The following is an 18,072-nucleotide window of genomic DNA, read 5'->3' as shown; positions in this document are numbered from 1 at the left end:
AACATTTATCCTAGATACCTTTATACACCGGCCCACTTCCACCTTCTGGTGGTACCCAGACAATATTCTGTTTTGGATCTTTAATATCACAGGTTTTGCAATGTATGCAGTTCTGAGCATTAATCTGCAATGATGGTTCACCTGCTTGCTCAATAATTTCATAGACCCCTGCCGGGCAATAACGCTGTTCCGGTGCGTCATACTCTTTTAGGTTCACGGCAATTGGCACGACCTTATCTTTTAACTGCAAATGGCAGGGCTGATTATCATCATGAACGATATTACTCAGATCGATAGATGACAGTCGATCAAAAGTAAGTTTGCCATCCGCTTTGGGATAGTCGATTTTTTTCGCCTGGCTTTTTAATTTAAGGCTTTCATGGTCAGCCTGCTGATGCTGGAGTGTCCACGGTAACTTGATATGAAAATGACTCAGCCACAGTTCCATCCCAGCTAAGGCGCCACCGACCAGATTGCCAAAACGTGACAGCATTGGTTTAAAGTTACGTACTTTTTCCAGCTCTTCCCAAACCCATGAAGCATTTAACTTAATAGGATATTCCATAAGTAAACGCTTACTATCACCAGTAGTCGCAGTAAAATAATCAAAAACCGACTCTGCTGCTAACATGCCAGACTTCATCGCATTATGACTGCCTTTAATTTTGGGCACATTGACCATACCAGCGCTGCAACCGATAAATGCACCACCCGGAAAAATCAGATCGGGCAGTGACTGCAAACCACCTTCACTAATGGCTCTTGCACCATAACTAAGGCGCTTACCGCCTTGTAACATTGAGCGTATCTGTGGATGGGTTTTGAACCGCTGGAATTCTTCAAAAGGGGACAAATAAGGATTGCTGTAATCGAGATGCACCACCATACCAATCGACACTAACTGCTCGCCATAGTGATAGACAAAGGCACCGCCGCCAGTATCATCCGCTAAAGGCCAGCCAAAACTATGACTGACATAACCCGGCTGATGTTGCTGCTCGGGAATACGCCAGATTTCTTTAATGCCCAGGCCGAATTTGGCTGGGCGATCTGCATCACGCAAATTGAAATGTGACTCTAACTGGCGCGCCAGCGAACCTCTGGCCCCCTCAGCAACTAAAGTAAAAGGTGCCTGGATTTCAATACCGGCAACAAACTGTGCTGTTTCTTGGCCCTGGGCATCTCTACCCATATCACCAGTAATGACGCCCATGAGATTACCATCCTCATCATATAAGGCTTCCTGCGCAGAAAACCCTGCGTAGATTTCTACACCCAGTTCTTCAGCCTGACCAGCCAGCCAAAAGCACAATTCACCCAGACTAGCGATGTAATTGCCGCTATTTTTCATTAATGGCGGCATTAAGTAGTGTGGCATTGTCCAGGCTTTATCGGTTGTCATAAACTGGAATTTATCTTCGGTCACTGCTATTTTTAATGGTGCCCCTTTTTCTTTCCAGTCGGGTATCAGTTCATTCAAAGCGATCGGATCGATCACTGCACCGGAAATAATTTGTGCACCGACTTCTGCTGCTTTTTCCAACACACAGACACTAAGTTCTTTCCCCGCATCATTGGCTAATTGTTTAAAGCGTATCGCGGCGCCAAGGCCGGCTGGCCCGGCACCAATAATTAACAAGTCATAATTCATTACATCGCGTTGCATGATTTATTCCTTAATAATTCGGTTTAGATTGACCTCATCACTGCGCGAGACATCGGCGGTAATCGATTTACATAAAGCTAAAAACTCACGCATACCAGTGGTCTGATATTTCTGCTTATGCCAGAGAAAATAAAAATAACGCCCCAAATCTAGGGCAGGTGTATTGATCTGCACCAGACTACCGCGACGAAAGGCATCTTTCAGCGCCAGGCGGGAAATGCAGCTGATACCCAGGCCTGATTCCACTGCGCGTTTTATAGCCTCCGTGTGCTCAAGCTCGAGGCGAATATTGAGTTGTGAATGATAGTTGTGAAAAGCACGGTCAAAAGTCTCACGGGTACCCGAGCCTTTTTCTCGCAAAATCCACGACTCTGCTAACAACTGCTGCACCGTCACTTTTTTCTTCTTTGCCAAAGGATGATCAGGAGCGCAAAACACCACTAACTCATCAGCAATCCAGGCTTCCACTTCAATATCTGGATGATGACAACCACCTTCGATCAGGCCAATATCAAGCTCATGATTAGCAATCTGTTCAACAATGGTTTTGGTATTGTCGACCTGAAGCTCAATACGACTATCAGCATGTTTATGTAAAAACTCGGCCACCAGCAAAGTCGCTAAGTAGTTACCAATGGTCAACGTGGCGCCAATTTTCATCAAGCCATAACCGGCATGACCTTCCATTAGATTATGAATTTCCTGCGCACGATCTAATAGCTCAACTGCATGTGGTAATAATTGCTGCCCCGCATGATTGATACGCAAAGATTTACCGACCCGGTCAAACAGTTGCACATTGTATTGCTTCTCAAATTCCGCCAATGCCGTACTGGCTGCAGACTGTGAAAGAAACACCGCTTGAGCCGCTTTCGACACACTGCCTGTACGACTGACGGCAACAAAAATTTCGAGTTGTCTTAGACTGAATTTCATGTTTTTACATATCTATTTATTAGATAGATAATATCTAAATAATCAATTTAACAAATATTGTACGCGACTATAAAATGCTCAGCAAACCTTGAAGAGGAAATGTGATGAAAATTTTAGTCGCGATAAAACGTGTAGTGGATTACAACATCAAAGTCGGCATCAAAACCGATGGCTCCAATGTCGATATCGACGGCATAAAAATGAGTGCCAACCCGTTCGATGAAAATGCAATTGAGCAAGCCATTCGTTTGAAAGAACAGGGTAAAGCCGATGAGATTGTCGCTGTATCCATTGGCTCTTCAGCCAATCAGGATGTGCTCAGACATGCGCTGGCAATGGGTGTCGATCGAGCGCTGCTGGTCGAACACGATGCTGAGGTTCAGTCTCTGGAGGTCGCTAAATTATTACAGTCCGTCGCCGAGAAAGAACAACCAGATCTGATTATTCTGGGCAAACAAGCGGTTGATGATGATGCCGGTCAGGCAGGGCAAATGTTGGCTGCGATATTGAATTACCCTCAAGGCACCTTTGCTTCAGAGCTGACTATTGAAAATGGTGAAGCTATCGTCACCCGTGAAATAGATGGTGGGACGGAAACACTGGCTTTGCAGCTACCAGCAGTAGTAACCGCTGACTTACGCTTAAATGATCCTCGCTTCGTCAAACTACCGAATCTGATGCAGGCGAGGAAAAAACCGATTGAAACGCTATCGGCTTCAGAGCTGATCTCTGAGTTAACACCCAGACTGTCTTTAATAAAAGTAGCCGAACCACCTCAACGTAAAGCTGGCATCAAAGTCGACACTGTTGATGCTTTATTGCAGCAATTACGCACAAAAGAAGGAATTGCACTATGACTACATTAGTATTAGCAGAACATAATGGCCAGCAAATACATAACGAAGTCCGTCATGCTGTTTCAGCTGCTCAACACTGGGGGCAGCCTGTTCATCTATTAGTTGTTGGTTATCAGTCTGAGCAAATTGCCAATCAGGCAGCTGCCATCGATGGCGTCAGCCTGGTATTACATACCGACGCACAGCAATTTGCACATCCACTTGCTGAAGATGTGAGCAAGCTGATTGATACATTAGTCGCTGATTATCAGGTGATCCTTGCTGCACATTCGTCTTTTAGCCGGAATGTATTGCCACGTGTCGCGGCACTGGCGGATGTCGCCATGATATCGGATGTGTTGGAGATTCAAACTGACAATCGTTATGTGCGTGCCATTTATGCCGGTAATGTTCACACCACCATACAAAGCCGTGATGCAAAACAAATCCTGACCGTACGTGGCAGTAAATTTAGTGCGGCTGATCTGAATGGTCAGGCTGAAATAACAGACATCACAGCACCTGAAGCTTTTACTAAAACACGCTGGCTCAGTGAGTCACGCATTGAAACAGATCGCCCCGCACTTAACTCAGCCAAAGTGGTTGTGTCTGGCGGTCGCTCATTAGGTAGTGCAGAGAAATTTGATGCCTTACTCAATCCATTAGCTGAGAAATTGGGTGCCGCCTTGGGTGCGACCAGAGCAGCTGTTGATGCAGGTTATGCGCCCAATGAAATTCAGGTAGGTCAAACAGGTGTAACGGTGGCGCCTGAGCTGTATTTTGCTGTTGGCGTATCTGGTGCGGTGCAACACACTGCCGGTATGAAAGACAGTCGTATTGTGGTGGCTATCAACCAGGATCCTGACGCACCTATTTTCCAAGTGGCTGATTATGGTCTGGTGGCCGATCTGTTTGATGCCGTGCCGACTTTAACCAACGCCCTTTCATAAAAAGAGAGAATCATGAGTACATTTGCAAGCGAACGCGTATTAAGCGTGCACCACTGGGATGACAATCTGTTTAGCTTCAAAACCACCCGTGATCCGGGCCTGCGCTTTGAAAATGGTCAGTTTGTAATGATTGGTCTTGAAGTCGACAATAAACCATTGCTCCGTGCTTATAGTATTGCCAGCCCGAATTATGATGAAAACCTGGAGTTTTTCAGCATCAAAGTGCCCAACGGTCCGTTAACCTCACGGCTGCAACACTTACAGGTAGGGGATGAAGTTCTGGTCAGCAGAAAACCAACGGGGACCTTGGTTGTGCATGATCTCAAGCCGGGTAAAAACCTGTATCTGTTTTCAACAGGCACCGGGCTCGCACCTTTTCTTAGTGTGATTCAGGATATTGAAGCCTACGATCGCTTTGAGAAAATCATTCTTATCCATGGCGTGCGTTATGTCAGTGAACTGGCCTATGCCGACTTTATTGAAAAAGAATTACCTGAGAATGAATTTTTCGGTGATCTGGTTAAAGAAAAATTGATTTATTATCCCACCGTCACTCGCGAAGCTTTCCGAAATGAAGGCCGACTGACAGATCTGATTAACAGCGGCAAATTATTTGAGGATATTGGCCTACCACCACTGGATCCTGAACATGACCGTGCCATGATCTGCGGCAGTCCACAAATGTTAAATGACACCGCCGCCTTATTAGATGAAAGAGGATTTGTAGTTTCTCCGCGCATCGGTGTGCCTGGCGACTATGTTATAGAACGTGCCTTTGTTGAGAAATAAGTCCGCTTATTGAATAAAGACCTCATCACCAACGTGGATAACGCCGCCCTCAGCAATTGCCCCATAGACACCCAGATTCTGGTCGGCCTGCTTCACAATAGTACGAAGCATGCTCTTATCAGAGGGAATATGGCGTTGCTGCCGGGTGATGGCTCCACAGCGAGGTGTGGTGTCACAACATTGCACAACGGTCTGGCCTATTTGAATGGTTTTATCCAGCCAGGCTTGTTCAACCAAACCATCCATGCCGGGTAATGTTTCGATCACGATATTGGGACGGAATCGTTCTACAGCCCAATCGGCGTCAGGTTTAAGCTGCTTCATATAATTCAGCGTTGCTGTGGTAAGCATATGGAAAGGCGTAACTAAGAAAAAAGTGCCAGGTAGCGATACATATTCCTGGGACTGCTCAGGCATATTATCCAAATCAGGTAAGGCTTCGCCCGGCTCCCTGTCAAACGTAGCTTTTAATTCTTCCAACCAGGTGTGATCGTCTTGTTTATAACGTTTGTAGAAATCACGTTCTTCAATAGGCTTAAGTGGCTGTAATGTGGAATCAAACCCGGTCAATAAAGTTAACAATTGATTAAGATGTGGCTCATCGCTACCAATCACTTCGCCATCAGGAAAGGTAATATCGACCTGATCGTCTGGTCCGGTCACATCACCACGTCGGCACTTTGCAGTGCAACGTAATAATTCAGGCCGAAACTTACAGCTTTGAATTTCCTGTCGTTGTGTATCCTGTAATGCCCAGATACGGTCACCCGTTAAGCCATTCTCGCCTAAATAACCTTGTTCAAGTTGTTCTCCGGCCATCCCCTTAACAGGATACCGCCAGATTTGTTTGATTGTGCCAACCTTAAGCATAAAACCATCCTGTGTTCATCATGCAGAAACTGATGCTCAGCTTAGGGTTTCGCTAAATTCATGTATATGGGGTAATTTACGTAGATAATTTTCTACAGGCATAAAAAAAGCCCCAACAAGTGGGGCTTTTCTGCTCTCGATTTGAGAAACTATTATCTGTTGCAGATATACATAGTTACTTCGAAACCGAAACGCATGTCTGAATATTCTGGTTTAGTCCACATGATAATCACCTCGCTTTGTGTTTGTTAGTACGGTTCATATATTACGAGTGAGTGGCAAATCACAATAGCGTATTTTTCTTTTGATCACTCAGGATTTTCCTGAGTGAGGTAAATTTATCCTCTCTCAGCTGGGTAATAATAAAGAGGCCAGACTTAAAAAAATCAGAAACCCCAAAGTATCAGTCATTCCCGTAGTAATAATGCTGCTGCCAAGCACCGGATCCTGTTTTAGCTTTTTTAAAATCAACGGAATACTGACACCAATCAAGGCAGCTAACACCATGGTGACCGACATCGCTAACATCATCACAAAGGCCAGCCCCAGATTCTGATACAAAAATAAAGTTAACAAGCCCGTCAAACTGCCCCATATCAGTCCATTCACTGCGGCTACAGAAAACTCTTTTATATATAGACGTCGGAGATTATTAGCATCCAATTGTTTTAATGCCAGACCACGAATCACCAAAGCCACAACCTGATTACCGGTATTACCACCAATATTAGCCGTGATCGGCAATAAGGCCGCCAGCGCTACCATGCTGCTGATAGTGGTCTGGAACTGATCAATCACCCGGGAAGCGATCAATACAATCAGCAGATTAAGTGCAATCCATGGCCAACGGTTTTTTGCTGATTTCATCATCGGATCAAACAGATTTTCTTCTTTCGACAAACCTGCTTGAGCGAGAAACTGACGCTGAGACTGCTCTTCCAATAAATCCATCAATGAACTAACACGCAATACACCAACCAGTTTCTGATGGGCATTAATCACCGGTGCTACCAATAATTCATAACGCTCAAAATCACGCGCTGCTTCATCGGCGGAGTCGGTGGTATGAAAAATATGAACTTGTTTCAACATACTGTCCGCTACCCGCAACTCACCACTTTTAATTAACAGATCAGAAACAAGCAACAATCCCTGAAATAAACCCGCTGAGTTAATCACCAGAATAAAACCTGACTCATCCGGTAGCTTTCCTTTCTCTCGTAACTCACGTAACACCTGATCTAAGGTTTGATGATCAAACACAACAGTAAAGTCATATTCCATCCAGGCACCAACACTTTCTTCCGGAAAAAGTAAGGTGGACTGTACGTTTTCACGCTGCTGCTCTGGTAATGAGGATAAAACGCTATGACCGACATCATCCGGTAACTCCTGCATTAAATCGGCAATTTCATCGGTATCGAGATGAGATGCTGCACGAATCAAATCAGTCGGGTTTAATTCTGTTAATAAAGATTGCCGCAAACTATCAGATAGTTCGAGTAATACCGCGCCCATATGTTCAGTGTCCAGCAAGTGCCAGATAAATGAACGTTGTATCGGCGGTAGCTGCTCCAATAAATTGGCAATATCGTATGGATGCAGGCGGTTTAACAGCTGTTGAATTTCGCCTTGATATTGCTTGACTGTTAATTGCTCAACCAGGGCCTGTTTACTTTTATTTTCCTGTCGTATCGTCAGGTTTTCAACTAATTCCTGACGATTTAATAAGTCATAAATTAAGTGATATATATGCTCTGTTTGCTTGAGTTGTTGCACGCAAAACGCCTCATCATCTTTATTGCCGATCCTTTAGTATGCGTCAGAGATATTTCAATCTGATGATGGTGGTATTAACCGCGCTTGCAGCGGGAAAACCTTCCATTATTTCAATAAATTATTCTTAAAAAGAGTCAGATGCAGTAAAATTGCCGATTGCTTTATTTAACGTTGCCTTACATTGTGAACACAAACCGCCCTAACCTATTCACTGCGCTGCTCAGACGAATTAAACACTGTTTTCGCTCTTCCACAGACACGTCAGCTGTAACCATTCGAACAACGGTTCAGTTGCCGATCATTCTTGCTGATGGCAGTGAAGCAATGGCAGAAATGTATAGTTTTTCAGGTTTAGCCGATGGCAAAGAACATTTTGCATTGAAACTCGGCACGCCAGATCCAAAACACCCACTTGTACGTCTGCACTCTGAATGTGTGACGGGTGATGCATTGGGTTCTGCACGTTGCGATTGTGGGCCGCAATTACAGGAAGCATTGAGTTTATTTAATAAAGAAGGTGGTTATTTACTGTATCTGCGTCAGGAAGGCCGCGGTATTGGCCTTTATGAAAAGCTGGATGCCTATCGCTTGCAAGAACAGGGACATGACACCTTTACCGCCAATCTTGAACTCGGCCACAACGTTGATGAAAGGGATTATCAAGCGGCGGCTGATATTCTAAACGCGCTCGGTTTAAATCAGATTATGCTGATGACCAATAACCCAGACAAACGCCAGCAACTGGAAAATGCCGGTATTGAGGTTCACGGCACTCGACCAACTGGGGTATTTGCCAATCGCCATAATCATCTTTATCTGCAATCTAAGATTCATCGCGCCAATCATCAGATCAATATTGACGAGTTGTTAAGCAAACCCTAAACAATATCAAGCGATTGAAAATATTGATGAATTTCTTTTAAGTTCGTCTGGACATATTCTAAAAAGGCTTGGGTAACTGGTGTCGCATGTTTGCCTTGGGGCGAGACAAGACACCAACTGCGCCGTAGTGGAAAACCTTTGATTATCGGGCTCACCAACTGACCCAGACGCAATTCAGATAACACACTTAATCTGGGTAAAACAGCCACACCTAATCCCGCTAAAACAGCATGTTTCAAAGCATCGTTAGAGCCAAACTGCATCTTTACGTTCAACGATAAACGCTGTTGCTGACAATGTTGCTCAAGAGCGAGGCGATTACCGGAGCCCGTTTCACGACTCAATAGCTGGGCATCAAGAAACTGCTGAGGATGAATATTCTTTTTTGTCGCAAGCGGATGATGGACGGGCACAACCGGTATCAGTTCATTGTCCAGAAAGGGTAAAGACGATAATGAGCGATCATTAGGCACCAGTCCCATAATCACCAGGTCTTCTTTATTATCGTTAAGGCGCTCGATTGCCTGAGTACGGTTAACAATATTCAGGTTCACATTTACCGATGGATATAGCTGTAAAAATCCGCGTAATAAATGCGGCACCGCATATTGGGCTGAACTGACCGCACATAGGTTTAGTTCACCGGAAAGTTTTCCCTCAAGTCGGTGTAGATCACTTTGCAAGCTCGCCACTTGCTCAAAAATGGCTTCAATATGTTCTGCAACCCTCTCCCCCGCACGTGTGCAGTAGAGCTTACGACCAACATATTCAAATAGTGGCTGACCCAAAGCCGACTCAAGCTTTTTAATTTGTGAACTGACGGCTGGCTGAGTCAGACCTAGGCTTTCTGCCCCCTTCCCATAACCTTGTTGTTGATACACTGCAAGAAATACCTGCATTTGACGAAAGGACAGTCGACTGATTAATTGCTGTAAAGTCAATGACATAAAAATGAAAAAACCTTATACATAAGCTATTACTTATCACTAATCAAAATTATATCAATTTTTCATTATGTATGAATTACTCTAGCCTATTTCCTAGATTCAATCTGGAGTAGCTCATGTTGAAAAAAGTGTTAATCGCCAATCGTGGTGAAATTGCCGTGCGCATAGTCCGCGCATGTGCAGAGATGGGCATTCGTTCAGTCGCTATTTATACCGAACCCGATCGTTATGCATTACACGTAAAACGTGCCGACGAATCCTATTCACTTGGTGATGACCCACTTGCTGGTTATCTTGATCCATTACGCATTGTGAACTTAGCGGTAGAAACTGGCTGCGATGCCATCCACCCTGGCTATGGTTTTTTATCTGAAAATGCCGAATTTGCCCGTTTGTGTGAAAAAAATAACATCACCTTTGTTGGGCCTAAATCCAGTGTCATCGAAAAGATGGGTGACAAAACCGCAGCCCGTGACAGCATGCGTGATGCTGGTGTCCCCATTACACCCGGTTCTGACGGCAACTTAGCAGATTTAGACGAAGCGTTAGCCCTTGCTGAAGAAGTTGGTTACCCGGTGATGATCAAGGCCACATCAGGTGGGGGGGGGCGTGGTATTCGTCGTTGTGATAGTGCCAATGAACTGCGTCAACAATATCCACGAGTCATTTCTGAAGCGACAAAAGCCTTTGGTTCAGCGGAAGTTTTCCTTGAGAAATGCATCGTGAATCCACGCCATATTGAGGTTCAAATCCTTGCTGATAGCGAAGGCAATGTAGTGCATTTATATGAGCGAGATTGCTCTATTCAGCGCCGTAATCAGAAATTAATTGAAATTGCACCGAGTCCACAACTGACTCCTGAGCAACGTGATTATGTCGGTGGTCTCGCCGTGAAAGCGGCTCAAGCAGTTAACTATGAAAATGCCGGCACAGTCGAGTTCTTACTGACTGGTAATGAGGTGTATTTCATGGAAATGAATACGCGAGTCCAGGTCGAACATACCATTACCGAACAAATTACCGGTATTGATATTGTGCGTGAACAGTTACGCATCGCGTCTGGTTTACCACTGAGTTACCGCCAGCAGGATATCGCCTATCGCGGTTTTGCCCTGCAGTTCCGTATTAATGCCGAAGATCCGAAAAATGATTTCCTGCCCAGTTTCGGACGCATCACTCACTATTATGCACCAGGCGGTCCAGGTGTCCGTGTTGATACCGCTATTTATACCGGTTATGAAATTCCGCCATATTTCGACTCCATGTGTCTGAAACTGGTGGTCTGGGCACTGGATTGGGAAGATGCGATTAGCCGCGGTCAGCGCGCTCTGGATGATATGCGTCTGCATGGTATTAAAACCACAGAAAATTATTACAAACAGATTCTCAATCATCCTGATTTCCGCTCTGGTCATTTCGACACAAGCTTTGTGCCTAACCACCCGGAATTACTTAATTATTCGAATAAACGACGTCCCAGCGCAGTGGCGCTGGCTTTGGCCACTGCAATCGCAGCCCATGCAGGCTGGTAAGCCTTAAACACTGCTGGAGATTTTATGAAAAAAATTGAAGTTACTGATGTCATTCTGCGTGATGCTCACCAATCACTTATCGCCACCCGTATGCGCACTGACGATATGCTGCCTATCTGTGACAAACTCGACCAGGTCGGTTATTGGTCACTTGAAGTCTGGGGCGGCGCAACATTTGATGCCTGTGTGCGTTATCTAAAAGAAGATCCATGGGAAAGACTCAGACAATTAAAACAAGCCTTACCCAATACCCGTTTACAAATGTTATTACGCGGTCAAAACCTGCTGGGTTACCGTCACTACGCTGATGATGTAGTCAGTGCTTTTGTCGAACGCGCGGCTGAAAACGGTATTGATGTCTTCCGTATTTTTGATGCCCTGAATGACCTGCGCAATCTTGAAACTGCGATGAAAGCAGTGAAAAAAGCTGGTAAACATGCTCAAGGCACCATCAGCTACACCACCAGCCCGGTTCATACCCCAGAGCTGTTTGTGAAACAGGCCAAAGATCTGCAAAACATGGGCGCAGACTCGATTGCGATTAAAGATATGGCCGGTTTATTAGCCCCTTATCCGACCTATGATTTAGTGAAAGCGATTAAATCTGAAGTCGATTTACCTTTAGTCATTCACTCTCACTCCACTTCAGGTCTGGCAGCACAATGTCAGCTCAAAGCGATTGAAGCGGGTGTGGATCGTATTGATACCGCTATTTCTTCATTTGCCAATGGTACCAGCCATCCAGCCACGGAATCTCAAGTCGCCGCACTGCGTAATACTGAATGGGATACCGGCCTTGATCTCAACTTGTTATCCGAAATTGCCGACTATTTCCGCGAAGTTCGCAAAAAATATCATCAGTTTGAGAGCGAATTTACTGGCGAAGATGTGTCAGTTCAGATTAATCAGGTCCCAGGCGGCATGATGTCAAATCTGGCCAACCAATTAAAAGAACAAAACGCACTCGACAGAATTCGTGACGTATTTGCTGAAATTCCACGCGTCCGTGAAGACCTGGGTTATCCACCACTGGTGACGCCAACATCACAGATTGTGGGTACTCAAGCGGTATATAACGTTTTAGCAGGCGAACGTTACAAAACCATCACTAATGAAGTAAAACGTTATTTACAAGGTGGTTACGGTCAGCCACCCGCACCTGTTAATGCTCAATTGCAGAAAAAAGCGATTGGTAACGAAGAAGTCATTGAGTCTCGTCCTGCTGATGCGCTGTCACCTGAACTTAATAAGCTGAGAGCGGATATTGGTGACTTAGCTAAATCTGAAGAAGATGTGCTGACGTTTGCTATGTTCCCTGATCTTGGCCGTGAATTCCTGCAACAACGTGCTGAAGGTACCTTGAAACCAGAACCATTATTACCGGTGACTGAAGCCAGTAATAATAAAGAAGGCATTGCCACAGAGTTTAAAGTCGATGTTCATGGTGAAAGCTACGATATCGCCATCACGGGTGTCGGTGATGTCGGTGGTGGCAAACGCAAATTCTACATTTCTATAGATGGCATGCCGGAAGAAGTAACCTTCGAAGCTTTAAACGAATACGTCAACGACAGCGGTAGTAATGCCGGTGGTCGCAAGAAAGCGACCGATCCGGGTCATGTCACAGCACCATTGCCAGGTAATGTGGTTGAAGTTCTGGTAGCAGAAGGCGACAAAGTGGAAGCTGGTCAGGCCTTATTAGTCATGGAAGCCATGAAAATGGAAACCGAGTTGCTGGCTAATATCTCTGGCACAGTTAAAGCACTGCATGTGAAAAAAGCTGACCGTGTTACGCCGGGTGAGACTCTAATTGAGATTGTCGAATAAGCTACCAATAGTAGCCATTGTAATAACCCCACGCTGGTCGTAAGCCTGGCCCGTAATAGGGGCCAAAGGCGAAGGGGTCGTAATAATAAGGATGACCACGCCAGTAAGGATCACGCGAGTAATCATCCTTACTCCAGCGATACAATTGAGTAGCAGTCACTACCGGTAAGCTCATCGATTTCTTATCGATAGTGACTGTCTCTTTGTTTGCCACAATGCCGGCGACGGTAATTAATGTGCCCGCTTTATAAATATAGGGATCAATAAAACTATCTGAATGAATGAGAAAACGTCCCTGACTGACACCATCACTATCTGGTCGTCCAAAACCATTCAATGGAAACTGAACAACATGGATAGTGGAACCGTTATTATCATTTTCCACTTTTACCACTTGTCCGCCCCAGCGGATAGCATCACCTTTATGCTGCTCCGCCTTTATCGCGACCTGACTCAGCTGCCAATCAGGCTTCGGAGCCTCTTTTATCGCCACAGGTAAATTACTGCAGGCACTAAGAAGCAACATCAATATGGGAAGCAAAAACCGCATTTCCTTTCACCCTTTTATTCAATTTCTGTTGTGACTGAAATTATTATGACTTAGTTCTGACCCGACTCTCTTGTCGTGAAAAATGCCACGCTTTCGACACCATTAATCATGAATAATAATCGCTGATATATCTTTTCAAACTGTTCAACAGAGACCATTGCCTCAGACAGATTCTCAGCTAGAGCATATTCTCGCATTTGCGTAGCCAGTCTGTGCCATTCCTGATGTATTTTTGTAAGCTCAGTCACCCAAGATTCTTCGAATAAGTTCTGATTTTTAACCCGTTCGATCCATGTTCCACAGTGACAATAATGAACATCCATTATCGGCCATGGTAGTGATATCGAAGTGTCTTTGTTTTCATCGAAATGGTTTAAAAAGACTTTTCGCCAACGTTCCAGTGTCAGAGATAAAAAGCGTAAGGCTTTTTGTCGAGGCGAGAACAGTAAGTCAACAGCAGCCAGCCACTGAGGTTCAGCATGGTATTGCTCCAGCCAAGGAATAAGCTCTTCACTCGGCATCGGCTTGGCAATACCATAGCCTTGTGCATTCTCACAGCCAATCAGCAATAACATCAAACCATGTTCAACACTTTCGACACCTTCTGCGATAACTTGTCGGTTAAACGCTTCCGCCAGTCCAGTCACACCATCCACAATCGTGTAATCCTGAGGGTCGTCAAGCATGTCACGAATGAAACTCTGGTCAATCTTAATGGTATCTGCATTCAAGTGGCGTAAATGGGTCAATGAGGAATAGCCGGTGCCAAAATCATCTAAAGCCACAGAGACGCCGATAGAGTCTTTACACTTTCTGATAACCTTAGTGATAGCACCAATATCACCCAGTGCTGATGTTTCCACAATTTCCAGTTGCAGATATTCCGCACTAATGTCCGGATACTGATTCAGTATAGCTTCCACGTTTTCTACAAAGTAGGCTGACTGCAAGTGGTAAGAGGCGATATTGACACTTAATGAGATGCGATAGCCTGCATGATGTAACAACTGAAGTTGATGAAGTGCTTGTTGTAAAACCCACTGACCCATTTCAATTTCTAATTCACTGTCGGCAATCAGCGGTAAAAACTTCAGCGGCGTTAACAATCCACGCGTCGGATGTTGCCAACGGATCAAAGCTTCCATGCCGAACACCTCGCCGGTCGTCATATTGACTTTCGGCTGGTAAAACAATCGGAACTCATTGCTTTGCAAGCCTTGGCGAATATCATGTAATAACTGTTGTTTTTCAATATTCAACTGATTATCAGCCGGGTTGAACAGTTGATAATGATTACGTCCAGATAATTTCGCCTGATACATACTTTGATCAGCATGACGCAGTAAAGTATCAAGATCATCATTTTCCTGGGTATAAAAACTGACCCCACTTGATGCACTGATATTCAGACGTAAATCATCCACATGATAAGGTTGAGCAATGGATTGGTGGATGCGTTTCAGCATCTCTTCACACTCTTCGACTGACTCAACATCACGAAAAATAATGGCAAACTCATCACCACCAAAACGTGAAATCGTGTCTTCTTCACGAACATTGCTTTTTAATCTGTTAGCAACCTCGATAAGCAGTTGGTCACCAATATCATGACCATAGGTATCGTTAACGGGTTTAAAGTCATCCAGATCAACAAAACAAATGGCCAGCATGGTATCAGAGCGTTTGCAGTGAGCTACCGCTTGTGAAAAACGATCAGCAAATAACACTCGATTGGGCAGCTTTGTCAGCACATCATAATGTGCCATCAGCTCCAGAATATCCTGCTGTTCTTTTGCCTGGGTAATATCTGAAAATAAACCAACAAAATGTCGAGTCGCGCCGTCATCATCCGTTAAGGAAGAGACAGTTAATAATTCAGCATATAACTCACCATTTTTTCTACAATTCCATACCTCACCTTGCCAGTAGCCATGCTCAGTTATTGATTTCCACATATTCTGGAAAAATTCAGGAGGATGTTTATCAGAACTCAATAGATGAGGAGTATGACCAATAGCTTCTTCGCGACTGTAACCCGTGATGTTGCAAAAAGCCGGATTAACATCAGTAATCACACCTCTGGTATCGGTGATCATGATCGCTTCATGTGCTTGATTAAATACACGCGAAGAAAACCGTAATTGTTCTTCTGCTTCTTTACGCACAGTGATGTCGTATATGACCAGTAACGTTTCATCACCAAAGGTATTTTCAACAATAGACGAGCTGACCAGTACAACACGACGTTTGCCAGACTTTGTCTCAACCTCAATCTCAAACGCACTACTCATACTGCTGATATGAGACAGTTCAGTCACGAAATCCTGTTTCACTTTTTCTCGTTGTTGCTGAACCTGAGCGATCAATTGCCGCCAGTTCGGCAGAGACTCAACATCCTCCAGAGAATAGCCGAAGGTCTCTTTAAATGCCTGATTGATAAACGTCACTCGTCGTTGTTTATCCATCAACACGTAAGGCACTGGCGAAGATTGAATCAGGTTGCGGTATTTATAGTTAGCAATAGATGCAACCAGCACAAAGCGGATAATGGCTGCCAATAATAAAAAAACAAGGGTCGCGATGCCGTAAATAGCTACCACTTGCTGCCAGTAATTTTCTGGCAATGCTGACCAACCGCCTTTAGGTTCAGCAGCGAGTATCCACTCCCCCTCGGGTAACTTGAGTGTCTGTATCAACGTCGGTTGCTGAAACAATGCTGGATCACCATAAAACACAGCACCTTGCCGACCAAGACTATCTTTGCCACGTATTGCCAGCTTGAAGGGCAAAGGATCATTCAAACCGACTTTATTAAAAAACTTGTCGACATCAATAACGGCTGAAATAAGACCCCAAAAATATTCTTCACCAGTAGCCTCATCGTTTAAAAAAACAGGAATACGTGTGATCAACCCCATACCTCCCTGTTTTAATTGAACCGGACCGGCTAATACTAATTCACGGGTACGCCTTGCCCTATCTGCAGCCTCAAACTGTGCAGGTTCCTTACGATAATCCAGTCCCAGAGCCTGCACATTGCCCGCTATTGGATAAATGTATCTGATGACCATGTCTGGCGCAGCAGCAATATTGCGAATTTCTGTATCACTTTCAACTAGATAACTGACCGCCATGGCAAATTGTTGTTGTGATAACTGTGGGTTCACAGCAAAGAGACTTGGCAGGCCACGAACGAGTTGGATATGGCCTTGTAATTCAGAGTTGATACGGCTTTGATACTTGTTGAGAAGGGCTTGTGTATCAACAAATTGTTCCGCTTTGTAGTTATCGTCTATATGCCGACTGATAATCGTCGCGATTGAGATGAAGATCACAGCTAGTACAGCGAGGATGCTATAAAATGCCATTCTTGTGTATGTGTTGGTGTACATAACTAACTATCGCTTTAACAGCATAAATAAAAGCTCTTTACACATATAGAGTCGGCGTAGGCCAAAGACAGCAACATAGATAAGCGACCTATCACGGTTATACTCAAACTAAACATCTGTCACCACGGTAGTGCTTGCAACAGAATGACTAATGCAACATATTAACGTGTATGGGATTGATTGGTATAGCAATATCTCTCACGCAATACGGACGCTATATTGGCTATTTAACTCAATCATCAGGAATAAAAGTGGAAATATTTGACTAACCTGAACCAGTATCGACCAAATATGAAGAAACAGAGCAGTGGAATACCTCGATATCTGGCAACGTTTGCAGATCTGATGACATTATTACTGTGTTTTTTTGTGCTGCTGCTAAGTATGGCAGAAATTGATGCGCTTAAATATAAGGTTGTGGTTCGTTCAATGGAAAATGCATTTGGGGTGAAAAAAGACACGCCAGATGAGGTTATCAAAGCCACCAGTATCATCAAACAAACCTTCTCACCGTCCCCCTCTGATACACCGTCTCCTCTCTCCAAAATTTTTCAGGAGAGCCGCAATGATGAGAATGTCATCAAAATACATGACGCCAATTTGTATCAACAGGCTAAATTAAATAGTCTAATGGCAACATTACAGAAAAAGTTTGTTAAGGCCATTACTGCTGGCCAGCTTAGTCTTGAAAAGATTGATGATCGTGTCATCATTCGTATTAATGAAAATGCCTCTTTCTCTTCCGGGCAAGCAACATTAAAACCAGGTATTCTGCCAGTACTTGCACATATCTCTGATGTGCTGACGGAACTGAACACCACTTTTGTAGTCGCAGGACATACAGACAATGTACCGCTGAGCAATCTGAATTATCGCTCCAACTGGGAGTTGTCCGCAGCTAGGGCAACGTCTGTAGTGCATGCACTGTTGCGTAACAAAGCACTAAAACCGGCACAATTCAGAGTCGAGGCCTATGCTGACACCAGGCCTATTCGCTCTAATCTGACCTCACAAGGGCGTGCTATAAACCGTCGGGTTGAAATTGGCATTATTAACCCATAGCCCTAAGTTGAATGATCACTATATAATCGAGTACAACAGAACACAGATCGGCCC

At 44.5% G+C, this 18,072-nt stretch carries 15 protein-coding genes; 7 read left to right on the top strand and 8 right to left on the bottom strand.

The features are described 5' to 3' along the window. Positions 1–10 precede the first annotated feature (10 nt). Positions 11–1,666: an electron transfer flavoprotein-ubiquinone oxidoreductase gene (locus tag BM232_RS04885; RefSeq protein ID WP_091712054.1), complete on the bottom strand. Its 1,656-nt coding sequence runs from the start codon at positions 1,664–1,666 to the stop codon at positions 11–13. A gap of 3 nt (positions 1,667–1,669) precedes the next feature. Continuing rightward, positions 1,670–2,602, bottom strand: a complete 933-nt coding sequence (locus tag BM232_RS04880; RefSeq protein WP_091712053.1) for a LysR family transcriptional regulator — start codon at positions 2,600–2,602, stop codon at positions 1,670–1,672. 104 nt (positions 2,603–2,706) lie between these two features. On the opposite strand from BM232_RS04880, the gene BM232_RS04875 reads away from it, so the two are divergent. The 3 genes from BM232_RS04875 to BM232_RS04865 are packed head-to-tail and all read left to right on the top strand — an operon-like array spanning position 2,707 to position 5,177. Beyond that, positions 2,707–3,459, top strand: a complete 753-nt coding sequence (locus BM232_RS04875; protein ID WP_091712052.1) for an electron transfer flavoprotein subunit beta/FixA family protein — start codon at positions 2,707–2,709, stop codon at positions 3,457–3,459. Next, a complete protein-coding gene (locus tag BM232_RS04870) occupies positions 3,456–4,388 on the top strand; it encodes an electron transfer flavoprotein subunit alpha/FixB family protein (protein ID WP_091712051.1) in 933 nt (310 codons plus the stop codon). Before BM232_RS04875 ends, BM232_RS04870 begins: the two co-directional genes overlap by 4 nt. 12 nt (positions 4,389–4,400) lie before the next feature. Further along, positions 4,401–5,177 (top strand): ferredoxin--NADP reductase, encoded by a 777-nt coding sequence (locus BM232_RS04865; protein WP_091712050.1) that lies wholly within the window; start codon positions 4,401–4,403, stop codon positions 5,175–5,177. A 6-nt stretch (positions 5,178–5,183) separates the two neighbouring features. Here BM232_RS04865 and BM232_RS04860 read toward each other — a convergent pair whose 3' ends face one another. The 3 genes from BM232_RS04860 to mgtE form a co-directional block, all read right to left on the bottom strand. Further along, positions 5,184–6,047 (bottom strand): MOSC domain-containing protein, encoded by an 864-nt coding sequence (locus BM232_RS04860; RefSeq protein WP_091712049.1) that lies wholly within the window; start codon positions 6,045–6,047, stop codon positions 5,184–5,186. Positions 6,048–6,199: 152 nt separating this feature from the next. After that, a complete protein-coding gene (pqqA, locus tag BM232_RS04855) occupies positions 6,200–6,271 on the bottom strand; it encodes a pyrroloquinoline quinone precursor peptide PqqA (protein ID WP_081443609.1) in 72 nt (23 codons plus the stop codon). 124 nt (positions 6,272–6,395) lie between these two features. Next, entirely contained in the window at positions 6,396–7,826 is a 1,431-nt protein-coding gene (gene mgtE / locus BM232_RS04850) for a magnesium transporter (RefSeq protein ID WP_091712048.1), read from the bottom strand. Between the two features lie 183 nt (positions 7,827–8,009). Between mgtE and BM232_RS04845 the strand changes: the two genes are divergently transcribed. Then, the gene (locus tag BM232_RS04845) at positions 8,010–8,708 is read left to right on the top strand and encodes a GTP cyclohydrolase II (protein ID WP_245752815.1); all 699 of its coding nucleotides are present in this window, start codon (positions 8,010–8,012) and stop codon (positions 8,706–8,708) included. Here the strand turns inward: BM232_RS04845 and BM232_RS04840 are convergent. Beyond that, positions 8,705–9,655, bottom strand: a complete 951-nt coding sequence (locus BM232_RS04840; protein WP_091712047.1) for a LysR family transcriptional regulator — start codon at positions 9,653–9,655, stop codon at positions 8,705–8,707. The genes BM232_RS04845 and BM232_RS04840 overlap by 4 nt on opposite strands. A gap of 116 nt (positions 9,656–9,771) precedes the next feature. Between BM232_RS04840 and BM232_RS04835 the strand changes: the two genes are divergently transcribed. Together BM232_RS04835 and oadA are read left to right on the top strand one after the other, a co-directional pair. Then, positions 9,772–11,187: an acetyl-CoA carboxylase biotin carboxylase subunit gene (locus BM232_RS04835; protein WP_091712046.1), complete on the top strand. Its 1,416-nt coding sequence runs from the start codon at positions 9,772–9,774 to the stop codon at positions 11,185–11,187. A gap of 24 nt (positions 11,188–11,211) precedes the next feature. Further along, positions 11,212–13,014: a sodium-extruding oxaloacetate decarboxylase subunit alpha gene (oadA, locus tag BM232_RS04830; RefSeq protein WP_091712045.1), complete on the top strand. Its 1,803-nt coding sequence runs from the start codon at positions 11,212–11,214 to the stop codon at positions 13,012–13,014. A gap of 1 nt (position 13,015) precedes the next feature. On the opposite strand, the gene BM232_RS04825 is transcribed toward oadA, so the two are convergent. Both BM232_RS04825 and BM232_RS04820 read right to left on the bottom strand, forming a co-directional pair. Continuing rightward, positions 13,016–13,564 (bottom strand): Slp family lipoprotein, encoded by a 549-nt coding sequence (locus tag BM232_RS04825; RefSeq protein WP_091712044.1) that lies wholly within the window; start codon positions 13,562–13,564, stop codon positions 13,016–13,018. Positions 13,565–13,614: 50 nt separating this feature from the next. Next, complete coding sequence (locus tag BM232_RS04820) at positions 13,615–16,956, bottom strand: EAL domain-containing protein (RefSeq protein ID WP_091712043.1); 3,342 nt, start codon at positions 16,954–16,956, stop codon at positions 13,615–13,617. A gap of 291 nt (positions 16,957–17,247) precedes the next feature. Between BM232_RS04820 and BM232_RS04815 the strand changes: the two genes are divergently transcribed. After that, entirely contained in the window at positions 17,248–18,018 is a 771-nt protein-coding gene (locus BM232_RS04815; RefSeq protein WP_091712042.1) for a flagellar motor protein MotB, read from the top strand. The last annotated feature ends 54 nt before the right edge of the window (positions 18,019–18,072 follow it).

Origin of the sequence: Methylophaga sulfidovorans (genome assembly GCF_900114205.1) — a bacterium.
GTDB classification, from domain to species: domain Bacteria; phylum Pseudomonadota; class Gammaproteobacteria; order Nitrosococcales; family Methylophagaceae; genus Methylophaga; species Methylophaga sulfidovorans.
Note: the sequence above shows the minus strand (reverse complement) of the source record. Positions and strands in the feature narration are given on the sequence as shown.